The organism is Azospirillum himalayense (assembly GCF_042657465.1).
Classification (GTDB): Bacteria; Pseudomonadota; Alphaproteobacteria; order Azospirillales; family Azospirillaceae; genus Azospirillum; species Azospirillum himalayense.
Genome location: NZ_JBHSLC010000115.1, coordinates 36,937 through 60,609, shown reverse-complemented (window position 1 = coordinate 60,609; position 23,673 = coordinate 36,937). Strand labels below are relative to the sequence as shown.

The following is a 23,673-nucleotide window of genomic DNA, read 5'->3' as shown; positions in this document are numbered from 1 at the left end:
CTGTTGTCTTGTTGGTTCGGGTGCCCTCCCCCCGCCCGGGGAGAGGGCTGGACGCCGGTCAGCCTTCCAGTTCCGGGCGCTCGCGGAACTCGTCGAGCGCCATGGGATTGGCCAGCGCCTCGGTGTTCTTGATCGGGCGGCCGTGCACCGCGTCGCGCACCGCCAGTTCGGTGATCTTGCCCGAGCGCGTGCGCGGGATGTCCTTGACCGCCACGATGCGCGCCGGGACGTGCCGCGGCGAGCAGTTCTCCTTGATGCGCTTGCGGATCGTGTCCTCAAGCGCCTTGTCGAGCGTCAGCCCCTCGCGCAGCACCACGAACAGGATGACGCGCACGTCGCCGTCCCATTCCTGGCCGATGCACACCGCCTCCAGGATCTCCGGAAGCTGCTCCACCTGCCGGTAGATCTCCGCCGTGCCGATGCGCACCCCGCCGGGGTTGAGCACCGCGTCCGAGCGGCCGTAGATCACCCAGCCGCCATGCACCGTGCGCTCGATGAAGTCGCCGTGCGTCCACACGTTGGGGAAGCGCTCGAAATAGGCCGCCCGGTACTTCGCCCCGTCCGGGTCGGCCCAGAAGCCCACGGGCATGCAGGGGAAAGGCCGTGTGCAGACCAGCTCGCCCTTCTCGCCGCTGACCGCGTGGCCGGCGTCGTCGAAGGCCGCGACCGCCATGCCGAGCCCCGCCGTCTGCAGCTCGCCCGCCCACACCGGGGCCGTTGGGTTGCCCAGCACGAAGCAGGACACGATGTCCGTGCCGCCGCTGATCGAGGCCAGGTGGATGTCTGTCTTGATCGCCCGATAGACGTAGGCGAAGTTCTCCGGCATCAGCGGCGAGCCGGTCGAGGCCAGCGCCCGCAACGTGTCGAGCCGGTGCGTGCGCATCGGCTCCAGTCCCGACTTCTCGGCCTGCTGGATGAACTTGGCCGAGGTGCCGAACAGCGTCATGCCCTCGGCGTCGGCGTAGTCGAACAGGATGTTGCCGTCCGGCGCGAAGGGCGAGCCATCGTAGAGCAGCAGCGTCGCCCCAGCGGCCAGCCCGGAGACCAGCCAGTTCCACATCATCCAGCCGCAGGTGGTGTAGTAGAACACCCGGTCGCCCGGCTTCACGTCGCTGTGCAGCCGGTGCTCCTTGACGTGCTGGAGCAGCGTGCCGCCGGTGCCGTGGACGATGCACTTGGGCTTGCCGGTGGTCCCCGACGAATAGAGGATGAACAGCGGGTGGTTGAAGGCCACCCGCTCGAAGCGCGGCTCCGCCGCCGCGAAGGGGGCGATGAAATTGCCCCAGGTGACGCCGCCGCGGATGGCCGAGACGTCCGGCGTCTCGTTGATATAGGGGATGATGACGGCGGCCTTGACGGTGGGCAGCTCGGTCAGCACCTGGGCGATCTTGGCACGGATGTCATGGCTCTTGCCGTTGTACCAGTAGCCGTCGGGAGCGAAGAGGACGGTCGGCTCGATCTGGCCGAAGCGGTCGGTGATCCCCTGGGCGCCGAAGTCGGGGGAGCAGGAGGACCAGATGGCCCCCAGGCTGGCCGTGGCGAGCATGGCGGCCAGCGTTTCGGGCATGTTGGGGACGACGGCGGCGACGCGGTCGCCCTTGCCGACGCCGGCGGCCTTGAGCGCCTGCTGGAGGCGGGACACCTCCGCCCTCAGCTCGGCGCCGGACCAGCGGCGCTTGACCTTGTCCTCGGCCCAGAAGACGACGGCCTCGCCCTCCGGCGCGTTGGCGAGCAGGTTCTCGGCGTAGTTCAGGCTGGCCTCGGGGAACCAGCGGGCGCCGGGCATCCGGTCGCCATCGGCCAGGGCCACGCCGCCGAGGTCGCCCTTGAGTCCGGCCCACTCCCACAGGAAGCGCCAGAAATCCTCCTTGCCGGCGACCGACCAGTCGTAAAGCGCGTCGTAATCGTCCAGCCGCAGCCCGAAACGGGCGCTCGCGGCCTGCCGGAAGGCCGTCAGGTTGGAGGCGGCCACGCGCGCCTCAGACGGGGTCCACAGCGGCTGATCAGAGAGCGGTTGATCCATCGGGCGGTTCCTGATTTTGGCTTTTTATACCGTTCGGTTCTTGACGTTCAGCGGCGGCCGAAGCGGGCCTGGAGTTCACCCACGATACCACGGCGGAAGACCAGCACGCAGACCACGAAGATGGCGCCGATCACCACGGGAACCGGCATGCTGGTGGCCGCCAGATAGCTTTCCAGCGTGACGACGATGGCCGCACCCACCACCGGGCCGAGCAGCGTGCCCATGCCGCCGAGCAGCGTCATCAACACCACCTCGCCGGACATCTGCCACGTCACGTCGGTCAGCGAGGCGAGCTGGAAGACCAGCGCCTTGGTCCCGCCGGCCAGCCCGGCGAGGCTCGCCGACAGCACGAAAGCCAGCAGCTTGTAGCGCTCTGTCCGGTAGCCGAGCGACACGGCGCGCGGCTCGTTCTCGCGGATCGCCTTCAGCACCTGACCGAAGGGCGAATGCACGGCGCGCCAGACCACCGCGAAGCCGACCAGGAACACCGCCAGCACGAAGTAGTACATGGACAGCGAGTTGTTGAGGTCGATCACCCCGAACAGATGCCCGCGCGGCACCGCCTGGATGCCGTCCTCGCCGCCCGTGAACTTGAGCTGCAGGGCCATGAAGAAGACCATCTGAGACAGCGCCAGCGTGATCATGGCGAAGTAGATGCCCTGCCGGCGGATCGCCAGCGCGCCGAAGGCGAGGCCCAGCAGCGCGGAGAAGCCCATGCCGAGCAGGATGCTGACCTCCGGCCCCAGCCCCCACACCTTGGCGGAATGGGCGGTGATGTAGGCCGCCCCGCCGAAGAAGGCGGCGTGGCCGAAGCTCAGCAGGCCGGCGAAGCCGATCAGCAGGTTGAAGGCGCAGGCGAACAGCGCGAAGCACAGCACCTTCATTACGAAGACGGGGTACAGCACGAAGGGTGCCGCCAGCGCGATCAACAGCCCGATGCCGAGGATTACGGCGTTGCGGGTGCTGTCCTGCCCCGGACGGCGCAGCGCGATGGTCGTCGTCTGGGTGTCGGCCGTTTTGATGCCGGCCGTTTTGATGCTGGTCGTCTTGATTTGGGCGGCCATGGCTCAGCGCTCCCGTCCGAAGAGGCCCGCGGGCTTGATGAGAAGGACGATCGCCATCACGACGAACACCACGATGTTGGAGGCTTCGGGGTAGAAGACCTTGGTCAGGCCCTCCAGCAGACCCAGCCCCAGGCCGGTGACGATGGCGCCGAGGATCGAGCCCATGCCGCCGATCACCACCACGGCGAAGACGACGATGATCAGGTTGGAGCCCATCAGCGGCGACACCTGATAAATGGGTGCCGCGAGCACACCGGCCAGCCCGGCCAGCGCCACGCCGAAGCCGTAGGTGGCGGTGATCATCACCGGCACGTTGATGCCGAAGGCCTGGACCAGCACCGGATTCTCGGTGGCGGCGCGCAGATAGGCGCCAAGCCGCGTCCGCTCGATGGCGAACCACGTCCCGAAGCAGACGATCAGGGAGGCGACGACGACCCAGCCGCGGTAGTTGGGCAGGAACATGAAGCCCAGGTTCTGACCGCCCTTGAGCGCGTCCGGGATCGGATAGGGCTGGCCCGACACGCCGTAGAAGTGGCGGAAGGCGCCTTCCATGATCAGGGCAAGGCCGAAGGTCAGCAGCAGGCCGTAGAGATGGTCGAGCTTGTAGAGACGCGACAGCATGGTCTTTTCCAGCACCACGCCCAGCAGCCCAACGATCAGCGGCGACAGGCCCAGCGCCCACCAGTAGCCGAGGCCGAGCTTCGTCAGCAGCAGCCACGCCACGAAGGCGCCGATCATGTAGAGCGCGCCGTGGGCGAAGTTGATGACGTTCAGCATGCCGAAGATGACCGCCAGCCCAAGGCTGAGCAGCGCGTAGAAGGACCCGTTGATGAGGCCGAGCAGAAGCTGGCCGAACAGGACCTGGGGCGGCACCCCCAGCAAGTCGAACATGACCGTCCCTCCCTGTGTATCGGACTTGTGTTTTTTTTGATTGATGTCAGAAGGGGCCCCCACCCAACCCTCCCCCGCTTCGCAGGGGAAGGCTTTATCTCCTCCCCCTGCGAAGCGGGGGGAGGCCGGGAGGGGGGCCCGTCTAAAAACTCTGACCCTTACTTCACCAGCGCGCAACCGCTCTTGGCCGGGTCGAGGAACGCCTGCTCGGCCGGGATCGTCTTCACGATCTTGTAGTAGTCCCAGGGGGCCTTGGACTCGCCCGGGGTCTTCACCTGGGCCAGATACATGTCGTGGAACATGCGGCCGTTCGCGGCGATCTTGCCGTTCTTGGTGAACATGTCGGCGACCGGGGTCTCGCGCATCTTGGCGGCGACCTTGTCCGGATCGTCGGAGCCGACGGCCTCGACCGCCTTCAGATAGTGGCGGACCGCGGAGTAGACGCCGGCCTGGACCATGGTCGGCTTGCGGCCGGCCTTGGCCTCGAACTTCTTGGTCCACTCGCGGGTCTGCTCGTCCGTGTCCCAGTAGAAGCCGGTGGTCAGCAGCAGGCCCTGGGAGGCCTGGAGGCCCAGCGCGTGGATGTCGCTGATGAACAGCAGCAGGCCGGCGAGGCTCTGGCCCGACTGGGTGATGCCGAACTCCGACGCCTGCTTGACGGCGTTGGTGGCGTCGCCGCCCGCGTTGGCGAGGCCGATCACGTCGGCCTTGGAGGCCTGGGCCTGGAGCAGGTAGGACGAGAAGTCGGCGTTGCCCAGCGGATGGCGGACGTTGCCCGCGACCTTGCCGTCGAGCTGCTTGACCATCTTCGAGGTCTCATCCTCCAGCGAATGGCCGAAGGCGTAGTCCGCGGTGATGAAGTACCAGTTCTTCTTGCCCTGCTCGACCAGCGCGCGGGCGGTGCCGGCGGCCATGGCGTAGTTGTCGTAGGTCCACTGGAAGCCGTAGGGGCTGCAGGACTTGCCGCTGAGGTCGGTCGAGCCCGGACCGGACATCAGGAAGATGCGCTTCTTGTCCTTGGTGATGCCCTGGACGGCCAGCGCGGCGGCGGAGTTCGGCACGTCGGCGATGACGTCCACATTGCCGGCGTCGATCCACTCGCGCGCCGTGTTGGCGGCGATGTCGGCCTTGTTCTGGTGATCGGCGACGACGATCTCGATCGGCGCGCCGGCGATCTTGCCACCGAACTCCTCGGCCGCCAGACGGGCGGCGATGGCCGAACCTTCGCCGGCGAGGTCGGCGTAGATGCCGGACCGGTCGTTCATCACGCCGATCTTGATCACGTTGTTGGAGACCTGGGCGTGCGCGGCCCCGGCGGTCAGCGCCAGCAATGCGGTCCCGCAAAGCAACGTCTTGAGCATTTCGAACTCCCTTCGATTGGCTTTGTTTTGAGTGTTTTCGGCAGAGGGGGTGATTTGGTCAGACACCCAGATAGGTGTGGAGCTTGTCCATGTTCTGGGCGAGCTGGTCGTTGGGGATCATGTCCACGACATGGCCTTCCTCCATCACGTAGTGGCGGTCGGCGATGGTCGCGGCGAAGCGGAAATTCTGCTCGACCAGCACGATGGTGAAGCCGCGCTGCTTCAGCTTGCGCACCGCCACCCCGATCTGCTCGATGATGACGGGGGCGAGCCCCTCGGTCGGCTCGTCGAGCAGGATCAGGTCGGCGCCGGTGCGCAGGATGCGCGCGATGGCCAGCATCTGCTGCTCGCCGCCCGACAGGCGCGTGCCCTGGGTGGTGCCGCGGCCCTGGAGGTTGGGGAACAGCTCGTAGATCTGCGGCACGGTCATGCCGCCCGACTTCACCACCGGCGGCAGCATCAGGTTCTCGTCCACGCTGAGCGAGGAGAAGATGCCGCGCTCCTCCGGCACGTAGCCGATGCCGAGGCGGGGGATCTTGTGCTGCGCCATGCCGATCAGCTCCTTGCCCTGGAAGCGGATCGAGCCGTTGCGCTTGCCGACGATGCCCATGATCGAGCGCATGGTGGTCGTCTTGCCGGCGCCGTTGCGGCCCAGCAGGGTCACCACCTCGCCCTGGCGCACGTCGATGTTGACGCCGTGCAGCACGTGGCTCTCGCCGTAGAAGGCCTGGAGGTCGCGGATTTCCAGCATCGCGGTCTTCACGGTCGCGCCGTCAGGCATGGCCCACCTCACCCGTGCCCATATAGGCCTCCATGACCTGCGGGTTGCGCGATACGACGTCGTATGCGCCCTCCGCCAGGATCTCGCCGCGGCGGAGCACGGTGATCGTGTCCGACAGGTGGGCGACGACCGACAGATTGTGCTCCACCATCAGGATGGTGCGGTCGGCGGAGACGCGCTTGATGAGGGCGGCGGTGCCTTCGATGTCCTCGTGGCCCATGCCGGCCAGCGGCTCGTCGAGCAGCATCACCTCGGGGTCGAGCGCCAGCGTCGTGGCGATCTCCAGCGCGCGCTTGCGGCCGTAGGGCAGCTCGGCGGCGGTGTGGCCGGCCCAGGGGGTGAGGTTCACCGCCTCGATCAGTTCCTCGGCGCGGTCGTGCAGGTCGTGCAGGCTGGCCTCGGGCTTCCAGAAGTGGAAGCTGGTGCCGCGCGGGCGCTGCAGCGCGACGCGGACATTCTCCAGCACGCTGAGGTGCGGGAAAACGGCGGAGATCTGGAAGGAGCGCACCATGCCGAGCAGCGCCACGTCGGCGGGCTTCATGGCGGTGATGTCGCGCCCCTTGTAGAGGATCTGGCCGCGCGTCGGCGTCAGGAACTTGGTCAGCAGGTTGAAGACCGTGCTCTTGCCAGCGCCGTTCGGGCCGATCAGCGCGTGGATCGTGCCGCGGCGAACCTGGAGGTTCACCTCCTTCACCGCGATGAAGCCCTTGAACTCCTTCGAGAGTCCGCGCGCTTCCAGAATGATGTCGTCGGCCATGGGTGCCGCTTTTCCCTCCCTGTTCGTCCGCGTCGTCTGCCGGTCCGCGTTTTTGGTTACGCTGGTATAAGCACACGGCATGCCAACTGTGACAGCCTTTGGTAAGTCGTTGAAATTTATGAATCGGCCAATGTTGGCGTTGGGCATCGCACGCGGTCCGGAGTGTCAGCTTTCCAGACAGACTGTACCGATCTTCCGACACACCAACGGCGGGACGGGCGGAGCGTTCCGGGTTCGACGGCACGGTTTTCGGGCGCCAAATGGCCGCTTGCAAATCGGGGGTCCGCCTGCAATTCTGCGCCTCCGACGGTGCCCCGTCCGCCGTGAAGGCGCGGGGATAATAGGGAATGCGGTGCGGACCCGGATGGAGTCCAAGGCCGCGGCTGCCCCCGCAACTGTAAGCGGCGAGCCTGCCTCCGGAAATGCCACGGGCCGACAGGCCGGGAAGGCGGGAGGCGCGGCGACGACCCGCGAGCCAGGAAACCTGCCGCCGGACCGACACTCATCCAATCCGCCGGGTGTGGCGGAGACAAGGAAGCCAGATCATGACCACCGGCCCGCTGACCGCCGGAAAGACCCCGGCCACCGTCATCACCGGCTTTCTCGGCGCCGGGAAGACGACGCTGATCCGCAGCCTGCTGGAGCAGGCCGGCGGGCGCCGTCTGGCGCTGATCATCAACGAGTTCGGCGATGTCGGCATCGACGGCGAGATCCTGCGCGCCTGCGGCGACCCGACCTGCACCGAGGACGACGTGATCGAGCTGGCGAACGGCTGCCTGTGCTGCACCGTCGCCGACGATTTCGTCCCGGCCATCGAAAAGCTGCTGTCCCGCCCGCAGCCGCCGGAGCACATCATCATCGAGACGAGCGGCCTCGCTCTGCCGAAGCCCCTCGTCCAGGCCTTCCACTGGCCGGCGATCAAGACGCGGGTGACGGTGGACGGAGTGGTCGCGGTGGTCGACGCCGCCGCCGCCGCGGAGGGCCGCTTCGCCCCCGATCCGGCGGCGCTGGCCGCCCAAGCCGCCGAGGCCGGGCAGCTCGACCACGAGACTCCGGTCGAGGAGGTGTTCGAAGACCAGCTCCTCTGCGCCGACCTGATCGTGGTGAACAAGACCGATCTGGTCGATGCCGCCGATCTGGCGAAGGTCGAGGACCTGATCCGCGCCGCCATGGCGGAGGGCGGCATGGCTGAGGGCGGCATGGCTGAGGGCGGCGCTGGGCGCGAGCCCAAGATCCTGCGCGCCAGCAACGGCAAGGTCGACCCGGTGGTGCTTCTCGGCGTCGGCGCCGGGGCCGAGGACGACCTCGCCAACCGACCCAGCCACCATGACGAGGAGGAGGGTCACGACCACGACGACTTCACCAGCTTCGTCGTGGAACTCGGCCCGCAGCCCGACCCGGCGGCGCTGGCGAAGACGCTGGAGCGGGTCGCCGCCGCCCATGGCGTGCTCCGTCTGAAGGGATTCATCGACGTGCCGGGCAAGCCGATGCGCCTTCTGGTGCAGGGTGTGGGAACGCGCATCCAGACCCATTTCGACCGCTTCTGGAAGCCCGACGAGCCGCGCCGCAGCCGTCTGGTGGTGATCGGCGAGACGGGCCTGGACCGCGACGCCGTGACCGCGGCGCTGTCTTAAAAGCCCTCTCCCGCCCCGGGAGAGGGAGGGACCCGCGCGAAGCGTGGGAGGGTGAGGGTCGCCCGCGGAGACCGCAGCGATCCTTGCCAGCACCCTCACCCGCCCGCTTCGCGGGCACCCTCTCCCGGGGCGGGAGAGGGAGTGTTTGCAAAGCTGTAGCCCATGCACCTACTCGCCGCCCGCCAGGAAGACCTCGACGCCGGCCCCCAGGCCGTGGATCTGGGGCAGAGCCCGGCGGACCTCGTCGTCCTGTCCTTCTCCGACAGCGACTTGACGGCGCTCGCCGCCTGCTGGAAGCGCCACCGTGACGAGTTGCCGACCCTGCGGCTGGCGAATCTCGCGCGGCTGGGGCACCCGCTGTCGGTGGACCTCTACGTCGACTCCGTGATCCGCAAGGCGAAGCTGGTCGTCCTGCGGCTGCTCGGCGGGGCGGGCTACTGGCGCTATGGGCTGGACCATGTCGCCGCCGCCTGCCGGGAGTCCGGGGTGGCGCTGGCCGTGCTGCCCGGCTGCGCCCAGCCGAACCCCGCCCTGGAGGGCTACGGCACCGTTCCGGCCGAGGCCGCGCAACGGCTGTGGCGTGGATTCACCGAAGGCGGGCCGGACAACATGGCCAACCTGCTGGCCTACGCCGCCACTCTGAGCGGACAGGAGCGCCCCTGGCGCGAGCCGGCGCCGGTGCCGCGCTTCGGCGTCTATGAGGGCTGGTCCGGTCAGGTTGCCGGCCCCTGCGCGCCGGTCGTCTTCTACCGCTCCCACCTGCTGGCCGGCGATCTGGAGCCGGTGCACGCGCTGTGCGACGCGCTGGCCGCGCGCGGCCTCGCCCCGCTGCCGCTGTTCGTGGCGAGCCTGAAGGAGCCGGACTGCGCCGCCTGGATGCGCGCCACCCTGACCGCGCGGAACGCCGCCGTCGTGATGAACCTGACCGGCTTCTCGGCGGCGCGCGAGGACGGGTCGCCTCTGGATGCCAACGGCACGCCGGTGCTCCAGGCCGTGCTGTCCACCACGCCGGAGGAGGGCTGGCGCGGCTCCGCCCGCGGCATGGGGCCGTCCGACCTCGCCATGAACGTCGTGCTGCCGGAGATGGACGGGCGCATCCTGACCCGCGCCATCGCCTTCAAGGCCGAAGGGGCGCTGGACCCCGACCTGGAGTTCGCCCCGACGCTGATCCGCCCGGTGCCTGACCGGGTCGCCTTCGCCGCCGATCTGGCCGCCGCCTGGGTGCGGCTGGGTGCCACGCCGCGGGCCGAGCGCAAGCTGGCGCTGGTACTGTCCGACTATCCGGGGCCGGGCGGCGGCATCGGCCATGCGGTCGGCCTCGACACCCCGGCGAGCGTCGTCGGCATCCTGGAGCGGCTGCGCGCCGAGGGCTACGCGCTGGACGGGCTGCCCGCCGGCCCCGCCGCCCTGATGGAGGCGCTGACCGGCGGCGCCACCGCCACGATGAGCCTGGACGACTACCGCCGCCTCGCCCCCGCCGAGGCCCGCGCTTGCATCACAGAATGCTGGGGCGATGAGCAGGCCGACCCGCTGGCTGACGGCACCATCTTCCGCTTCACCGTGCTGGCCTGCGGCAACGCCACTATCGCGGTGCAGCCGAGCCGCGGCCACGGCCCGCTGACCACCACCCAGCACCACGACCCCGACACGCCTCCCAGCCACGGTTACTTCGCCTTCCACCTCTGGCTCCGCCATATCCTGGGCATCCACGCGCTGGTGCAGGTGGGGGCGCACGGGACGCTGGAATGGCTGCCGGGCAAGGCCGTCGCCCTGTCCGCCGAGTGCTGGCCGGAGATCGTCGTCGGTCCTCTGCCCTGCCTCTACCCCTTCATCGTCAACAACCCCGGCGAGGGCGTGCAGGCGCGCCGCCGGCTGGGCGCGGTCCTGATCGGCCACCTGACCCCGCCGCCGGTCGAGGCCGGGCTGCACGGCGACCTCGCCGCGCTTGAAACGGCCATCGACGAGTATTCGATGGCGACCGGGCTGGACCCGCGGCGGCTGGGCGCGCTGCGGCAGACCATCCTGGATCTGGCCTGGAGTTCCGGCGTCGCCGCCGACTGCAACCTGCGGCCCGACGACGACCCCGACGCCATCCTCAGCCGCCTCGACGCCCATCTCTGCGACATCAAGGAGATGCAGATCCGCGACGGGCTGCACGTCTTCGGCACCACGCCCGAGCCGGAGCGCCGCGCCCGCCTGCTCGCCGCCGTCGCCCGTTTCGGCAATGCCGAAGACGTCGCCCCGGCGCTCGATGCCTGCGGCGAGGCGGAGATGACCGCCCTGCTGGCCGGGCTGGATGGGCGCTTCGTAAGGCCCGGCCCCGGCGGCTCCCCGGCGCGGGGGCGGGCCGACACGCTGCCCACCGGGCGGAACCTCTACGCGCTCGACCCGCGCGGCGTGCCGACGCCGACCGCCTGGACGCTGGGCTGGCAGGCCGCGGACGCGCTGATCACCCGCTATCTTCAGGACCACGGCGACTGGCCGAAGCGGCTGGTGGTGGATTGCTGGGGCACCCCGGCCATGCGCACCGGCGGCGACGAGCTGGCCCAGGCCATGGCGCTGCTCGGCGTGCGCCCGCTGTGGGAGAACGGCTCCGGCCGGGTCACCGGCTTCGAGGTGATGCCGGCCTCCGTCCTCGGCCGCCCGCGGGTGGACGTGACGCTGCGCATCTCCGGCCTGTTCCGCGACGTCTTCCCGCAGCAGATCGCCCTGTTCGATCAGGCCGTCCGCGCCGTGATGACGGAGGACGAGCCCGACGACGTGAACCCCGTCGCCGCCGCGCTCCGCACCGACCGCGCCGAACTGGAAGCCGGCGGCACCCCGGCGGCGGAGGCCGAGCGCTGGGCCAGCGCGCGGGTCTTCGGCGCCGCCCCCGGCGCCTACGGCACGGCGCTCCCCGGCCTGATCGCCCGCGGCGACTGGGCCGTGCGGGCCGACTTCGGCGCCGCCTATCTGGAGGCAAGCTGCCACGCCTACGGCAAGGGGCTGGAGGGCGTGCCGCTGCCCAGCCTGTTCCGCCGCCGCATCGGCGGGGCCGACGCGCTCGTCCACCACCAGGACCAGCGGGAGCATGACGTCCTCTCCACCGACGGCTTCATGCAGTATGAGGGCGGCTTCTCCGCCGCCGCCGCCTTGGTCGACAACGACCCGGCGCTCTATCACCTCGACAGTTCGGAGCCGGAGAGCGTGACCGTCCGCACGCTGGGCGAGGAGATCGCCCGCGTGCTGCACGGCCGGGCGGCCAACCCGCGCTGGATTGACGGCATGATGCGCCACGGCTACCGCGGCGCCGGGGAACTGGCGGCGAGCGTGGACACGCTGTTCGCCTTCGCGGCGACCACCACGGCGGTGCGGCCCCATCATTTCGACCAGTTGTACGACGCCTATGTGGACGACCAGCGGGTGTGGGACTTCCTGGCGCAGTCCAATCCGGCCGCCGCCCGGCATATCCTGGACCGGTTGACCGAAGCCCTGGAGCGCGGTCTCTGGCACCCACGCCGCAATTCGACGGGCGACGATCTGCGCCGCCGCAAGGAGATGTCCGCATGAGCGCGATCACCCAACTCCGCAATCCTCCCCGCCGGCGCGGCATGTGCCCCGGCGTCCTGGCCCCGATGGAGGTCGGCGACGGGCTGCTGGTCCGCGTGCGCGTTCCGGCGGGTGTGCTTCCCGCCGCCTCGGCGACGCGGATCGCGGAGCTGGGGCGGCGTTACGGCAACGGTCTGGTCGACCTCAGCCACCGGGGCAACCTGCAACTGCGCGGCGTCGCTGCGGCGGACATGGCGGCGCTGATCGCGGCGCTTCGCGCGCTCGGCTACGTCTCGGCGGACGCGGAGAGCGAGGCGGTGCGCAACGTGCTGACCTCCCCCTCCGCCGGGCTGGACGGGACGGCGGTGCTGGACGTGCGCCCCTACGCCCTGGCGCTCGACGCCCGGCTGGCGGCCGACCGGGACCTCCACCGGCTGCCGCCGAAGTTCGGCTGGCTGGTCGATGGCGGCGGGCAGGCCACCCTGTTCGACAGCAGCACCGACGTGCGCTTCGATGCGGTGGCAGGGGCGGTGGACAGGCCGCTGTTCCGCGTCGGGCTGGGCGGGACGGTCGAGGGAGCCGCGCTGCTGGGCCACTGCCGCCCCGACGATCTGGTCGAGCTTGCGGCGGCGCTGGCGCGGGCCTTCCTGGAGCTTCGCCAGACCCTGGCCGAGCCGCCACGGCGCATGGCCGGGCTGGTCAAGGCGCTGGGGGTCGAGGCGTTGAGGGAGCGGGCGGCAGCGTGGTTGCTCACTTGCCCCCACCCTTCCCATGCTGCGCATGGGCCCCTTCCCTCCCCCGCTTCGCAGGAGAGGGAGCCTCAATCCCCTCCCCTGCGAAGCGGGGGAGGGTCAGGGTGGGGGCAAACGCCGCCCACCCGACTCTTCCTCGGCCTCCAACCCTCTTGGCTGGGCGTCGCCTTCCCCTTCGGCCGCCTCGACGTCGACCGGCTAGAGGCGCTGGCCGCCCTCACCCACGAGATCCGCATCACCCCCTGGCGCGCCCTGCTGCTGGCCGCCCCACAGGAGGGCGCCGCGGAGAAAGCCACCGTCCTCGGCGGCATCCTCGACCACGGTGACATCCGTCTGAAGCTCACCGCCTGCAGCGGCGTCACCGGCTGCGACGTCGGCACCACCGACACCCACGCGGATGGCCTCGCCATCGCGGAGCGCGCGGCGGGCTTGCTGGAGGCGGTGCGGATGGTGCATGTCTCCGGCTGCGCGAAGGGCTGCGCCCATCCCGGTGCGGCGGATGTCACGCTCACCGCGCGGGACGGCGTCTACGACGTCGCGCTGAACGCCGCCCCCGGCGGCACGCCCTGGCGGTCCGGCCTGACACCGGAAGCCGCCATAACCGCCATGGCCGATTTGTCTGTTGAGGAGTTGTCCCGTGTCCGCTGAGCCGCTTTACGACTACATCCGCGATGGAGCGGCCATCTACCGCCAGTCCTTCGCCACCATCCGGGCGGAGGCCGACCTGTCGGCCATCCCCGACGACCTGAAGCCGGTGGCGGTGCGCGTCATCCACGCCTGCGGCATGGTGGACGCGGCCAAGGACCTGATGTTCTCCCCCGACGTGGGAACGGCGGCGCGAACGGCTCTGCGCAGTGGCGCGGCGATCCTCTGCGACAGCGAGATGGTCGCCCACGGCATCACGCGGGCGCGGCTGCCGGCCGACAACGCCGTCGTCTGCACGCTGCGCGACCCGGCGGTACCGGAGCTTGCCAAACAGGTCGAGAACACCCGCTCCGCCGCCGCGCTGGAGCTGTGGGTGCCCCGGCTGGCCGGTTCCGTCGTCGCCATCGGCAACGCGCCGACCGCTCTGTTCAAGCTGCTGGAGATGATCCGCGACGGCGCGCCGAAGCCGGCGGCGGTGCTGGGCTTCCCGGTCGGCTTCGTGGGTGCGGCGGAAAGCAAGGATGCGCTGGCCGAGGCGCCCTTCGGCCTGCCCTTCCTGGCGATCAAGGGCCGCCGCGGCGGCAGCGCCATGGCGGCGGCGGCGGTCAACGCCCTGGCGAGCGACGTGGAATAATGAGCAACGCATCCAAGACCACCGGCACCCTCTACGGCGTCAGCGTCGGCCCCGGCGACCCGGACCTGATGACCGTGCGGGCCATGCGCACCATCGGCGCCTGCCCGGTGGTCGCCTATTTCTGCAAGCGCGGCACCTCCGGACAGGCCCGGCGCATCGCCGAGGGCTGCATCACGGCGGAGCACATCGAGCTGCCGATGGTCTATCCGGTGACGGTGGAACTTCCGCCCAGCCACCCCGACTACGGACGCCAGATCGAAGCCTTCTTCGACGAGTCCGCCGAGCGGCTGGCCGAGCATCTCGCCGCCGGACGCTCCATCGCCGCGCTGAACGAGGGCGACGCCTTCTTCTACGGCAGCTTCATGCACCTGTTCCTGCGGCTGGCCTCGCGCTTCCCGACGGAGGTGGTGCCGGGCGTGACCTCGATGATGTGCAGCGCCTCGCTGCTGCCGCGCCCGCTGACCCTGCGCGACGATGTGCTGTCGGTCATCCCCGGCACGCTGGGGGAGGAGGCGCTGCTGCGCGCGCTGCGCAACGCCGACGCCGCGGTCATCATGAAGCTGGGCCAGAACCTGCCGAAGGTCCGCCGCGCCGTGGAGGCCGCCGGTCTGGCCGACCGCGCCTGGTACATCGAGCGGGCAAGCATGGCCGACCAGCGCGTCATGCCCTTCCGCGAGGCGCCGGAGACGGCCCCCTATTTCTCGCAGATCGTCATCCCCGGCGAAGGGCTGCGGCGATGACAGGATGGTTGAAGGTCGTCGGCCTCGGCCCCGGCACCGAGGACTGGCTGACACCGGAGGCCCGGCGCGATCTGGCGGAGGCGACCGACCTCGTCGGCTATTTCCCCTATGTGGACCGCGTGCCGCCGGGGCCGCAGGTGCGCCACGCCTCCGACAACCGGGTGGAATTGGACCGCGCCCGCCACGCCCTCGAACTGGCGGCGGAGGGCCGCCGGGTGGCGGTGGTGTCGGGCGGCGACCCCGGCGTCTTCGCCATGGCCGCCGCCGTGTTCGAAGCGCTGGACGATCCGGCCGCACCCGCGGCGTGGCACCGCGTGCCGCTGTCGGTCGATCCCGGCATTTCCGCCATGCAGGCGGCGGCGGCACGGGCCGGCGCCCCGCTCGGCCATGATTTCTGCGCCATCTCGCTGTCCGACAATCTGAAGCCGTGGGAGGTGGTGCTGAAGCGCCTGCGTCTGGCGGCGGAGGCGGATTTCGTGATCGCGCTCTACAACCCGATCAGCCGCGCCCGCCCCTGGCAACTCGGCGCCGCCTTCGACGCGCTGCGCGACCTGCGCTCGGCGGACACGCCGGTGATCCTCGCCCGGGCGGTCGGCCGCCCCGACGAGGAACTGACGATCACGACGCTGGGTGCGGTGGACGCGGCGCAGGCCGACATGCGGACCTGCGTCATCATCGGCGCCTCGCACACCCGGCTGGTGCCGCGCGAGGGTGCCCAGCCGTGGGTCTACACGCCGCGCAGCTATGCGGTGCGGGGGTGAGAGCCTTGTCGAAACGTGCCCCCACCCTAACCCTCCCCCGCTCCGCAGGGGAGGGAATTGACTCCTCCCCCTGCGCAGCGGGGGGAGGTCGGGAGGGGGGCCCGACTCGACAGCGCCTCCAACCACGCCAACGCCGCCGCCGCTGCGTGCACTTCGGCCACGCCATTACCCTTTGGGCGGTCGACCATCACCACGGAAATGCCCCGGCGACGGGCGGCCTCCAGCTTCGCTTCCGTCGCCGTCCCACCGCTGTTCTTACTGACGATGACCTCCACCCGATGCTCCTCCAACAGGGCGCATTCCCCCTCCAGCGCGAAGGGGCCGCGGTCGAGGATCAGGCGGTAATCCGGCAGCTTCGGCGCCGGCGCCGGCGGATCGACGGCGCGGATCAGGTAGCGCTTGTCCGGCACCGCCTCGAAGGCCGCGACCTCCTGCCGGCCGATGGTCAGGAAGACGCTTTCGCCGAGCGGGCGCAGGGCCTCGGCGGCGGCGGCCATGTCCGGTACACCGATCCAGCGGTCGCCCTCGCCCGGTATCCACGGCTTGCGGGTCAGCACCAGCAGCGGCACCCTCACCCGCGCGCAGGCCGCCGCGGCGTTGGCGGAGATCTGGTCGGCGAAGGGATGCGTGGCGTCCACGACCGCTCCGATGCCGTTCTCCACGAGATGCGCCGCCAGCCCATCCACACCGCCGAAACCGCCGATGCGGGTCGGCAGGGGCGGCAGGACCGGCTGTTTGGTGCGCCCGGCCAGCGACACCGCCGCGTCGATGCGCGGGTGGCCGCCGAGCAGGCGGGCCAGCGCCGTGGCCTCGGTGGTGCCACCCAGAATCAGCGCCTTCATGCTTGTCCTCCTTGGGGTGCGCCATGAATAGCACAGCGCAGAGGCGTTGGCTGAGCGTCGTCGGCATCGGCGAGGACGGATGGGACGGTCTGTCGCCCGCCGCCCGTGCGCTGGTGGAAGGCGCGGACCTGCTGGCCGGCGGCGCCCGCCATCTGGCGCTGGTGCCCGAAGCCACCGGACAGGAGCGGCTGCCCTGGCCCTCCCCCCTGTCGGACGCCTACCCTGCCCTGCTGGAGCGGCGCGGCCAACGGGTCTGCGTGCTGGCGAGCGGCGATCCGTCCTGGTACGGCATCGGCGCCACCCTCTCGAAACTCGTTCCGGTTGAGGAACTGTCGATCGTTCCGGCCCCGTCATCCTTCAGCCTCGCCGCCGCCCGTCTGGGCTGGCCGTTGCAGGAGTGTGGCACACTGACGGTGCATGGCCGCCCGCTGGAGCTGGTCATTCCGCATCTGCAACCAAGCGCGCGGCTGTTGGTTCTGTGCTGGGATGGAACGACCCCGGCCAAGCTGGCGGCGCTGCTGACGGCGCGCGGCTTCGGACCGTCGCGCCTGACCGCTCTGGAATGCATGGGCGGACCACACGAGCGCTGCATCGTTGCGACCGCGGAAGAGTGGTCCGCCGAGCGCGTGGCCGACCTGAACACGCTGGCGGTGGAGTGCGTCACCGCGCCCGGCGCCCGCGCCCTGCCCCGCACGCCGGGCCTGCCCGACGACTGGTTCGAGCATGACGGCCAGATCACCAAGCGCGAAATCCGCGCCGTCACCCTGTCCTGGCTGGCCCCGCGCCGCAGCGAACTGCTGTGGGACATCGGCGCCGGCTCCGGCTCCATCGGCGTCGAATGGATGCTGAGCGACCCGGCCAACCGCGCCATCGCCGTGGAGCACAAGGCCGATCGCGCCGCCCGCATCCCCGCCAACGCCGCCGCCTTCGGCGTGCCGGGGCTGGAGTTGGTGCGCGGCAAGGCGCCGGAGGCGCTGGATGGGCTGCCAGAGCCGGACGCCGTGTTCATCGGCGGCGGGCTGACCAACGACGGGGTTCTGGACGCCTGTTGGTCGGCGCTGAAGCCCGGCGGGCGGATTGTCGCCAACGCCGTGACGCTGGAAAGCGAGGCGATGCTGATCGCCACCCACAAACGCCTGGGCGGGCAACTGTCGCAGATCGCCGTCAGCCGCGCCGCGCCCATCGGCGGCTTCACCGGCTGGCGCCCGCTGATGCCGGTCACCCTGTGGCTGGCGGAGAAGCCGCTGTGACGGCGGTTCGAATCATCGCGGCGGGGATCGGCTGTCGGGCCGGCTGCCCCGGCGACGAGATCGCCGGGCTGGTCCGCGCCGCCTTCGAAGAGGCCGCGCTGGACGAGGCGGCACGCCGCTCTGTGCAACTGGCGGCACCAATGCGCAAGCGCAACGAAGCCGGAATGGCCGAGGCGGCGCGGCGGCTCGCCCTGCCCCTTCAATTTGTTGACGATTCAGCGTTGGCCGCGGCGCAGGACCGGACACAGACCCGCTCCGCCCGCGTCGAGGCCGCCATGGGCGTCGCCTCGGTCGCGGAGGCCGCGGCCCTGGCCGCCGCCGGGCCGGGCTCCACACTTCTGCTGCCGCGCCGTTCCACCCCGCGCGCCACCTGCGCGCTGGCGATTTCTGGGGAAGTTTCCGCATGACCGTGCATTTCATCGGCGCCGGACCGGGCGCGCCCGACCTGCTGACCCTGCGCGGGCGCGACCTGATCGCGTCCTGCCCGGTCTGCCTCTACGCCGGGTCGCTGGTGCCGAAGGAGATCATCGCCCACGCCCCGCCGGGCGCCCGGATCGTCGACACCGCCCCGCTGACGCTCGACCAGATCGTCGCCGAGTTCAAGGCGGCGCACGCGGCCGGGCAGGACGTGGCGCGGCTGCATTCCGGCGACCTGTCGGTCTACAGCGCGCTCGGCGAGCAGACGCGGGCGCTGCGCGAACTGGGCATCCCCTACGACATCACGCCGGGCGTGCCGGCCTTCGCCGCGGCGTCGGCCGCGCTGGGGAGGGAGCTGACCCTGCCGGAGGTCAGCCAGACGCTGATTTTGACACGGACGGAGGGCCGCGCCTCGGCCATGCCGGCGAACGAGACGCTGGAGGTGCTGGGGCGGTCCGGCGCTACGCTGGCCATCCACCTGTCGATCCACGTCATTGACCGGGTGGTGGAGCGGCTGACCCCGCTCTACGGCGCGGACTGCCCGGCGGCGGTGGTCTACCGGGCGACTTGGCCGGACGAGCGCGTGCTGCGTGGCACTCTGACCGACATCGCCGCCCGGGTGGCGGACTCGCCGATGGAGCGCACTGCCCTGATCCTGGTCGGCCCGGCGCTGGGGGTGGAGGATTTCCGGTGCAGCGCGCTCTACGACGGGTCGCATGTGCGCCGCTACCGGGGGCTGGGCGAGTGAAGGGATTAAGGTCCCGCCCAGCCGGAACCACCGACAATGTTGCCTTGGCGGTCGGTGACCAGCACCTCGACCGCGACGGGGGCGCCATCCAGCGTATCCAGCGCCGTGCGCTGGGCCAGCGCCGCCACGCGGTCGGCCAGCGGCAGGCCGGCCTGCCCGGCGATGCTCAGGACCTGCGCGGCGGTGTTGGCGGTACGGGCCTCGGCCACAATGTCGGGGCGCGCGCCCAGCTCGGCCATGCGGTCGGCGAGCCAGTCGAGATCGACGCTCCCCCGCTTGGAATGCAGGTCGAGCAGGCCGCGCGCCAGTTTGCCGAACTTGGCGAAGCCGCCGCACAGCGTCAGGCGCGGGATCGGGTGGCGGCGCAGGTACTTCAGCGTGCCCCCCGCGAAGTCGCCCATGTCGAGCAGCGCGTGCTCGGGCAGGCCGTAGTGCGCGACGACCGCCTTTTCCGAGGTGTCGCCGGTGCAGGCCGCGACGTGGTCCAGCCCGGCCGCCCGCGCCACATCGACGCCGCGCTGGATCGAGGCGATCCAGGCCGCGCAGGAATAGGGCACGACGATTCCCGTCGTCCCCAGAATCGACAGCCCGCCCAGGATGCCCAGCCGCGGGTTCATGGTGCGGCGGGCCAGCGCCTCGCCATTCTCGACGGAGACTTCGACGACGACGTCGGGGGCCTCGCCGGCCAGCGCCGCGGCCTCCGCAACCGCTTGGCGGATCATGGCGCGGGGCACCGGGTTGATGGCCGGTTCGCCGACTGGGACCGGCAGGCCGGGGCGGGTCACCGTGCCCACCCCCTCGCCTGCGCGGAAGACGACGCCCTGGCCCGGTTCGGCGCGGCGGACGCAGGCGCGGATGAGCGCGCCGTGGGTGACGTCCGGGTCGTCGCCGGCGTCCTTGACCACCCCCGCCGCCGCCCAGCCCTCGCCGCGGTCCGTCCAGGCGAGCGCGAAGGCTGGCGTCTGGCCACCGGGCAGGGTTACCGTCACCGGATCGGGGAAGTCGCCGGAGAACAGCGCCCCGCAGGCCGCCCGCGCGGCGGCGGTGGCGCAGGCGCCCGTCGTCCAGCCCCGCCGGAGCGCCTTGCCGTCGCCGCTTCCGTCGCCGTTCCCCTCGCCGCCGTCCACACCGTTTTCCGTCGCTGAGTGCTCGTCCATGACCGCAGAGCCGTCGCCCGACTCCCTTTCTCTTCCTCTGGAACTGGCCGACTTCCGGCCCGGCAGCGTGTGGCTGGCAGGGGCCGGTCCCGGCGATCCCGGCCTGCTGACCCTGCTGGCCCTGCAAGGTCTAAGGCAAGCCGACGTAATCGTCCACGATGCGCTGGTCGGTGAACGGATCATGGCGCTGGCGGCGCCCTCGGCAAGGCTGGAGTTCGCCGGCAAACGCGGCGGCAAGCCCTCCGCCCATCAGGACGACATCACCAACCGCCTGATCGAGCTGGCGCGCGAGGGGCACCGCGTGCTGCGCCTGAAGGGCGGCGACCCCTTCGTGTTCGGGCGCGGCGGGGAGGAGGCGCAGGCGCTGGCCGAGCGGGGCATCCCCTTCCGCATCATCCCCGGCATCACGGCGGGCCTCGCCGGCCCGGCCTACGCCGGCATCCCGGCCACCCACCGCACGGCGAACCAGGCGGTGATCCTGGCGACCGGCCATTCCTGCGCGGGCGGGCCGGACTGGAAGGCGCTGGCCGCCACGGGCGCGCCGCTGATCCTCTACATGGCCTGGAAGGGCCTGCCCGGCATCGCCGCAGCATTGATGGAAGGCGGGCGGTCCGCCGACACGCCGGTCGGCGTGGTGACCGACGCGACGACCGAGCGGCAGCGCGTGCTGGTGACCTCGCTCGGCGCCTGCGTCGCCGACCTGGAGGCGAGCGGGATGGAACCCCCGGCCATCATCGTGATCGGCGAGGTGGTGCGGCTGCGCCCCGTGCTTGACTGGCTGCCCAAGGAGCTTCCCCATGGCTGAGCCTCCCATGGCTGAGGCCACGCCGCGCGGGCTGATCGTCGGGGCGCCGGCGTCGGGCACCGGCAAGACCACCGTCACGCTGGGGCTGCTGGTGGCCCTGAAGGCGCGCGGCCTGCGCGTCGGCGCGGTGAAGGCGGGGCCGGACTACATCGACCCGGCCTTCCATCAGGCGGCGACCGGGCGGCCCAGCGTCAACCTCGACAACTGGGCGATGGGGCCGGACCTGCTGGACTCGCTGGCCCGCCGCGCCGGGGAGGACACGGACCTGCTGGTTTGCGAGGCGCTGATGGGCCTGTTCGACGGGGTGGCGGGCGTCGGGGCGACCGGCACCGGCGCCACGTCGGAGCTGGCCGCGCGCACCGGCTGGCCGGTGATCCTGGTGGTCAACGCCAAGGGCCAGTCGCAGTCCGCCGCCGCCCTGGTCAAGGGCTTCGCCACCTACCGCGACGATGTGCGGATCGGCGGGGTGATCCTGAACAACATCGCCAGCCCGCGCCACCTCGCCTTGGCCGGCGGCGCCATCGAGACGCTGGGCATCCCCGTCCTCGGCTCCCTGCCCCGCACCCCCGACGTGATCCTGCCCGAACGCCATCTCGGCCTGATCCAGGCGGAGGAGACGGCGGACCTTCAGGAGCGTCTGGCGGCGCTCGGCCGCTTCATCGCGCAGCATGTGGACCTCGACCGGGTGGCCGCCCTCGCCGCCCCCTCCCGCGCGCCGGAGGGGAGCTTCGCACCGGCCCTGCCGCCGCTAGGCCAGCGCATCGCCATCGCGCACGACGCCGCCTTCACCTTCGTCTACCCGCATCTGCTGGAGGGCTGGCGCGCGGCGGGCGCCGAGGTGACGCACTTCTCGCCCCTGGCCGACGAGGCGCCGCCCGACGACGCGGACGCCGTCTATCTGCCCGGCGGCTATCCCGAACTGCACGCCGAACGGCTCGCCGCCGCCGGACGCTTCCGCGACGGCATGCACCGCGCCGCGCAGGCCGGGCGCCCAATCTATGGCGAGTGCGGAGGCTACATGACGCTCGGCGAGTCGCTGGAGGACGCGGCGGGTACCACCCACCCGATGCTCGGGCTGCTCGGGGTGCGGACGTCCTTTGCCAAGCGCAAGCTGCATCTGGGATACCGCCGCGCCGTCCTGCTGGCCGACACGCCGCTGGGCCGGGCGGGCACCGCGCTGCGCGGGCACGAGTTCCATTACGCCTCGATCCTCGACCGCGGGGCCGACGAGCCGCTGGTCACCGCCACGGCGGCGGACGGGTCGGACCTCGGGCCGCTCGGCGGGCGGCGCGGCAGTGTCTTCGCCTCGTTCTTCCACATCATCGCGGCGGACCAATGAGCGACCACGCCTTCGCACCGGAGGAGCGGGACGCGCTCTACAAGGCGATCTTCTCGCGCCGCGACGTGCGCGGGCAGTTCGCTCCCGACCCGGTGCCCGAGGAGGTGCTGACCCGCGTGCTGACCGCGGCGCACCACGCGCCCTCGGTCGGCTTCATGCAGCCCTGGAACTTCATCGTCGTGCAGGACCCGGCGGTGAAGGCGCAGATCCACGCCGACTTCTCCCAGGCCAACGAGGAGGCCGCCGCCCTCTTCACCGGGGAGCGCAAGGCGCTTTACAGCCGCCTGAAGCTGGAAGGCATCCGCGAGGCGCCGGTCAACCTGTGCATCACCTGCGACCGCGAGCGTTCCGGCCCGGTGGTGCTGGGGCGGACGCACATCCCGACCATGGACCTCTATTCCTGCGTCTGCGCGGTGCAGAATCTCTGGCTGGCCGCCCGGGCGGAAGGGCTGGGCGTCGGCTGGGTCAGCATCCTGCATGAAGACAGGCTACGCGAGGCGCTGGGCATCCCGGAGCGGATCGTACCCGTCGCCTACCTCTGCCTCGGCTACGTCTCCCATTTCCACGAGACACCGGAACTGGAGAAAGCCGGCTGGCGCAGCCGGCTTCCCCTGGAGGACCTCGTCTTCCGCGACCGCTGGGGCGAGACGACCTAAAGCGAATTTTCATTCGCTTTAGGGTCATATGGCCTCATTTGCCGGCCTGGCTTCGGCCGCATGTGCGGCCGGGTCCGCCGTCGCGGCCCAAAGCGGATTGCAATCCGCTTTAACCGGTGGCCGTCAGGCCCCGAAGCCGCCGTCGATGGTCTGGAACGAGCCGGTGATCATCGCGCCGTGCGGGCCGGCGACGAAGGCGGTCAGTTCGGCGACCTCGCTGGCGTGGGCGTGGCGCTTGATCGCCATGAAGCCGTGCATGGCGGCGGCCATCGGGCCGTCGGCCGGATTCATGTCGCTGTCGGTCGGCCCCGGCTGGATGGCGTTGACGGTGATCCCGCGGTCGCCGAAGTCGCGCGCCAGACCACGCACCATTCCCTGGACCGCCGCCTTGGTGAGCGCGTAGGCCGCCCCGCCCGCGAAGGGCATCCGGTCGCCGTTGACCGACCCGATGACGATGATGCGCCCCGGCCCGGTCATGTGACGCGCCGCCTCGACCGCGGCGTGGTAAGGCCCGCGCACGTTGATGTCGATCATGCGGTCCACCGCGTCGGGGTCGAAGGTCAGCGGATCGCCGATCATCGCGACCCCGGCGTTGACGACCAGCACGTCCAGCGCGCCCCGCCCGGCCACCGTGGCGATCACCGCGTCGCGGTCGGCGCTGTCGGTGCGGATCGCCTCGGACCCGGTCTCGGCGGCCAGCGCCGCGGCGGCGTCCGCCGAGCCGGCGTAGGTGAAGGCGACCTGCCCGCCGCCCGCCGCGAAGCGCTGGACGATGGCCTTGCCGATGCCCCGGCTGCCGCCCAGCACCAGGATGTTCTTGCCCGCGAAGTCGCTCATGATCGGTTCCTTGAATTAATGTAGTGACCGCTATATAAAATCACCCCAGGG

At 70.9% G+C, this 23,673-nt stretch carries 21 protein-coding genes and 1 riboswitch; of the genes, 12 read left to right on the top strand and 9 right to left on the bottom strand.

Annotated features, from left to right (window positions below; genetic code table 11):
- Nucleotides 1–58: 58 nt before the first annotated feature.
- From ACFPMG_RS31410 to ACFPMG_RS31385, 6 genes are all read right to left on the bottom strand, one after another.
- Nucleotides 59–2,023 (bottom strand): acetoacetate--CoA ligase, encoded by a 1,965-nt coding sequence (locus ACFPMG_RS31410; protein ID WP_376999603.1) that lies wholly within the window; start codon nt 2,021–2,023, stop codon nt 59–61.
- 47 nt (nt 2,024–2,070) lie between these two features.
- On the bottom strand, nt 2,071–3,087 hold the full coding sequence (locus ACFPMG_RS31405; RefSeq protein ID WP_376999601.1) for a branched-chain amino acid ABC transporter permease: 1,017 nt from the start codon (nt 3,085–3,087) through the stop codon (nt 2,071–2,073).
- 3 nt (nt 3,088–3,090) lie between these two features.
- A complete protein-coding gene (locus ACFPMG_RS31400) occupies nt 3,091–3,978 on the bottom strand; it encodes a branched-chain amino acid ABC transporter permease (protein WP_014197554.1) in 888 nt (295 codons plus the stop codon).
- Between the two features lie 158 nt (nt 3,979–4,136).
- Complete coding sequence (locus ACFPMG_RS31395; protein WP_145707187.1) at nt 4,137–5,339, bottom strand: ABC transporter substrate-binding protein; 1,203 nt, start codon at nt 5,337–5,339, stop codon at nt 4,137–4,139.
- A gap of 58 nt (nt 5,340–5,397) precedes the next feature.
- Complete coding sequence (locus ACFPMG_RS31390; protein ID WP_035681427.1) at nt 5,398–6,120, bottom strand: ABC transporter ATP-binding protein; 723 nt, start codon at nt 6,118–6,120, stop codon at nt 5,398–5,400.
- Nucleotides 6,113–6,877, bottom strand: coding sequence for an ABC transporter ATP-binding protein (locus ACFPMG_RS31385; RefSeq protein WP_040134438.1), 765 nt, complete (start codon nt 6,875–6,877; stop codon nt 6,113–6,115). Before ACFPMG_RS31385 ends, ACFPMG_RS31390 begins: the two co-directional genes overlap by 8 nt.
- A gap of 290 nt (nt 6,878–7,167) precedes the next feature.
- Nucleotides 7,168–7,383: riboswitch (cobalamin riboswitch) on the top strand.
- A gap of 39 nt (nt 7,384–7,422) precedes the next feature.
- Between ACFPMG_RS31385 and cobW the strand changes: the two genes are divergently transcribed.
- The 6 genes from cobW to cobJ all read left to right on the top strand — a co-directional run bounded on the left by cobW (nt 7,423) and on the right by cobJ (nt 15,571).
- Complete coding sequence (gene cobW, locus ACFPMG_RS31380; RefSeq protein ID WP_376999598.1) at nt 7,423–8,511, top strand: cobalamin biosynthesis protein CobW; 1,089 nt, start codon at nt 7,423–7,425, stop codon at nt 8,509–8,511.
- 162 nt (nt 8,512–8,673) lie between these two features.
- Nucleotides 8,674–12,060, top strand: a complete 3,387-nt coding sequence (cobN, locus tag ACFPMG_RS31375; RefSeq protein WP_376999596.1) for a cobaltochelatase subunit CobN — start codon at nt 8,674–8,676, stop codon at nt 12,058–12,060.
- Complete coding sequence (gene cobG / locus ACFPMG_RS31370) at nt 12,057–13,439, top strand: precorrin-3B synthase (RefSeq protein ID WP_376999594.1); 1,383 nt, start codon at nt 12,057–12,059, stop codon at nt 13,437–13,439. Before cobN ends, cobG begins: the two co-directional genes overlap by 4 nt.
- A complete protein-coding gene (locus tag ACFPMG_RS31365) occupies nt 13,429–14,070 on the top strand; it encodes a precorrin-8X methylmutase (RefSeq protein ID WP_376999592.1) in 642 nt (213 codons plus the stop codon). Before cobG ends, ACFPMG_RS31365 begins: the two co-directional genes overlap by 11 nt.
- Nucleotides 14,070–14,810 carry a precorrin-2 C(20)-methyltransferase gene (locus ACFPMG_RS31360; RefSeq protein ID WP_376999590.1) on the top strand — a complete coding sequence of 247 codons (741 nt, stop codon included), beginning with the start codon at nt 14,070–14,072 and terminating at the stop codon, nt 14,808–14,810. Before ACFPMG_RS31365 ends, ACFPMG_RS31360 begins: the two co-directional genes overlap by 1 nt.
- Entirely contained in the window at nt 14,807–15,571 is a 765-nt protein-coding gene (gene cobJ / locus ACFPMG_RS31355; protein WP_376999588.1) for a precorrin-3B C(17)-methyltransferase, read from the top strand. The genes ACFPMG_RS31360 and cobJ overlap by 4 nt, the downstream gene beginning before the upstream one ends.
- Nucleotides 15,572–15,597: 26 nt before the next feature.
- On the opposite strand, the gene ACFPMG_RS31350 is transcribed toward cobJ, so the two are convergent.
- Nucleotides 15,598–16,413 (bottom strand): cobalt-precorrin-6A reductase, encoded by an 816-nt coding sequence (locus ACFPMG_RS31350; RefSeq protein WP_376999586.1) that lies wholly within the window; start codon nt 16,411–16,413, stop codon nt 15,598–15,600.
- A gap of 23 nt (nt 16,414–16,436) precedes the next feature.
- On the opposite strand from ACFPMG_RS31350, the gene cbiE reads away from it, so the two are divergent.
- From cbiE to cobM, 3 genes are read left to right on the top strand one after another with little or no spacing between them, the layout of a single operon-like run.
- The gene (gene cbiE, locus ACFPMG_RS31345) at nt 16,437–17,663 is read left to right on the top strand and encodes a precorrin-6y C5,15-methyltransferase (decarboxylating) subunit CbiE (RefSeq protein WP_376999584.1); all 1,227 of its coding nucleotides are present in this window, start codon (nt 16,437–16,439) and stop codon (nt 17,661–17,663) included.
- A complete protein-coding gene (locus tag ACFPMG_RS31340) occupies nt 17,660–18,070 on the top strand; it encodes a cobalamin biosynthesis protein (RefSeq protein WP_376999582.1) in 411 nt (136 codons plus the stop codon). Before cbiE ends, ACFPMG_RS31340 begins: the two co-directional genes overlap by 4 nt.
- The gene (gene cobM / locus ACFPMG_RS31335) at nt 18,067–18,828 is read left to right on the top strand and encodes a precorrin-4 C(11)-methyltransferase (protein WP_376999580.1); all 762 of its coding nucleotides are present in this window, start codon (nt 18,067–18,069) and stop codon (nt 18,826–18,828) included. The genes ACFPMG_RS31340 and cobM overlap by 4 nt, the downstream gene beginning before the upstream one ends.
- 5 nt (nt 18,829–18,833) lie before the next feature.
- On the opposite strand, the gene ACFPMG_RS31330 is transcribed toward cobM, so the two are convergent.
- Nucleotides 18,834–19,985 (bottom strand): cobalt-precorrin-5B (C(1))-methyltransferase, encoded by a 1,152-nt coding sequence (locus ACFPMG_RS31330; RefSeq protein WP_376999578.1) that lies wholly within the window; start codon nt 19,983–19,985, stop codon nt 18,834–18,836.
- Between ACFPMG_RS31330 and cobA the strand changes: the two genes are divergently transcribed.
- Genes cobA through bluB form a run of 3 tightly spaced genes read left to right on the top strand, consistent with a single transcriptional unit; the run spans nt 19,984 to nt 22,785 of the window.
- On the top strand, nt 19,984–20,790 hold the full coding sequence (cobA, locus tag ACFPMG_RS31325) for a uroporphyrinogen-III C-methyltransferase (RefSeq protein WP_376999576.1): 807 nt from the start codon (nt 19,984–19,986) through the stop codon (nt 20,788–20,790). The two genes, ACFPMG_RS31330 and cobA, sit on opposite strands and share 2 nt — an antisense overlap.
- A complete protein-coding gene (locus tag ACFPMG_RS31320) occupies nt 20,783–22,129 on the top strand; it encodes a cobyrinate a,c-diamide synthase (RefSeq protein ID WP_376999574.1) in 1,347 nt (448 codons plus the stop codon). The genes cobA and ACFPMG_RS31320 overlap by 8 nt, the downstream gene beginning before the upstream one ends.
- The gene (gene bluB / locus ACFPMG_RS31315; RefSeq protein WP_376999572.1) at nt 22,126–22,785 is read left to right on the top strand and encodes a 5,6-dimethylbenzimidazole synthase; all 660 of its coding nucleotides are present in this window, start codon (nt 22,126–22,128) and stop codon (nt 22,783–22,785) included. Before ACFPMG_RS31320 ends, bluB begins: the two co-directional genes overlap by 4 nt.
- Nucleotides 22,786–22,908: 123 nt before the next feature.
- On the opposite strand, the gene bdcA is transcribed toward bluB, so the two are convergent.
- Entirely contained in the window at nt 22,909–23,622 is a 714-nt protein-coding gene (bdcA, locus tag ACFPMG_RS31310) for an SDR family oxidoreductase (RefSeq protein WP_376999570.1), read from the bottom strand.
- Between the last annotated feature and the right edge of the window lie 51 nt (nt 23,623–23,673).

What these genes read in the sequence shown, in the direction of transcription:
- ACFPMG_RS31410 (WP_376999603.1), bottom strand. Translation starts at nt 2,023, where the DNA reads ATGGATCAACCGCTCTCTGATCAGCCGCTGTGGACCCCGTCTGAGGCG.
- ACFPMG_RS31405 (WP_376999601.1), bottom strand. Translation starts at nt 3,087, where the DNA reads ATGGCCGCCCAAATCAAGACGACCAGCATCAAAACGGCCGGCATCAAA.
- ACFPMG_RS31400 (WP_014197554.1), bottom strand. Translation starts at nt 3,978, where the DNA reads ATGTTCGACTTGCTGGGGGTGCCGCCCCAGGTCCTGTTCGGCCAGCTT.
- ACFPMG_RS31395 (WP_145707187.1), bottom strand. Translation starts at nt 5,339, where the DNA reads ATGCTCAAGACGTTGCTTTGCGGGACCGCATTGCTGGCGCTGACCGCC.
- ACFPMG_RS31390 (WP_035681427.1), bottom strand. Translation starts at nt 6,120, where the DNA reads ATGCCTGACGGCGCGACCGTGAAGACCGCGATGCTGGAAATCCGCGAC.
- ACFPMG_RS31385 (WP_040134438.1), bottom strand. Translation starts at nt 6,877, where the DNA reads ATGGCCGACGACATCATTCTGGAAGCGCGCGGACTCTCGAAGGAGTTC.
- cobW (WP_376999598.1), top strand. Translation starts at nt 7,423, where the DNA reads ATGACCACCGGCCCGCTGACCGCCGGAAAGACCCCGGCCACCGTCATC.
- cobN (WP_376999596.1), top strand. Translation starts at nt 8,674, where the DNA reads ATGCACCTACTCGCCGCCCGCCAGGAAGACCTCGACGCCGGCCCCCAG.
- cobG (WP_376999594.1), top strand. Translation starts at nt 12,057, where the DNA reads ATGAGCGCGATCACCCAACTCCGCAATCCTCCCCGCCGGCGCGGCATG.
- ACFPMG_RS31360 (WP_376999590.1), top strand. Translation starts at nt 14,070, where the DNA reads ATGAGCAACGCATCCAAGACCACCGGCACCCTCTACGGCGTCAGCGTC.
- cobJ (WP_376999588.1), top strand. Translation starts at nt 14,807, where the DNA reads ATGACAGGATGGTTGAAGGTCGTCGGCCTCGGCCCCGGCACCGAGGAC.
- ACFPMG_RS31350 (WP_376999586.1), bottom strand. Translation starts at nt 16,413, where the DNA reads ATGAAGGCGCTGATTCTGGGTGGCACCACCGAGGCCACGGCGCTGGCC.
- cbiE (WP_376999584.1), top strand. Translation starts at nt 16,437, where the DNA reads ATGAATAGCACAGCGCAGAGGCGTTGGCTGAGCGTCGTCGGCATCGGC.
- cobM (WP_376999580.1), top strand. Translation starts at nt 18,067, where the DNA reads ATGACCGTGCATTTCATCGGCGCCGGACCGGGCGCGCCCGACCTGCTG.
- cobA (WP_376999576.1), top strand. Translation starts at nt 19,984, where the DNA reads ATGACCGCAGAGCCGTCGCCCGACTCCCTTTCTCTTCCTCTGGAACTG.
- ACFPMG_RS31330 (WP_376999578.1), bottom strand. Translation starts at nt 19,985, where the DNA reads ATGGACGAGCACTCAGCGACGGAAAACGGTGTGGACGGCGGCGAGGGG.
- ACFPMG_RS31320 (WP_376999574.1), top strand. Translation starts at nt 20,783, where the DNA reads ATGGCTGAGCCTCCCATGGCTGAGGCCACGCCGCGCGGGCTGATCGTC.
- bluB (WP_376999572.1), top strand. Translation starts at nt 22,126, where the DNA reads ATGAGCGACCACGCCTTCGCACCGGAGGAGCGGGACGCGCTCTACAAG.
- bdcA (WP_376999570.1), bottom strand. Translation starts at nt 23,622, where the DNA reads ATGAGCGACTTCGCGGGCAAGAACATCCTGGTGCTGGGCGGCAGCCGG.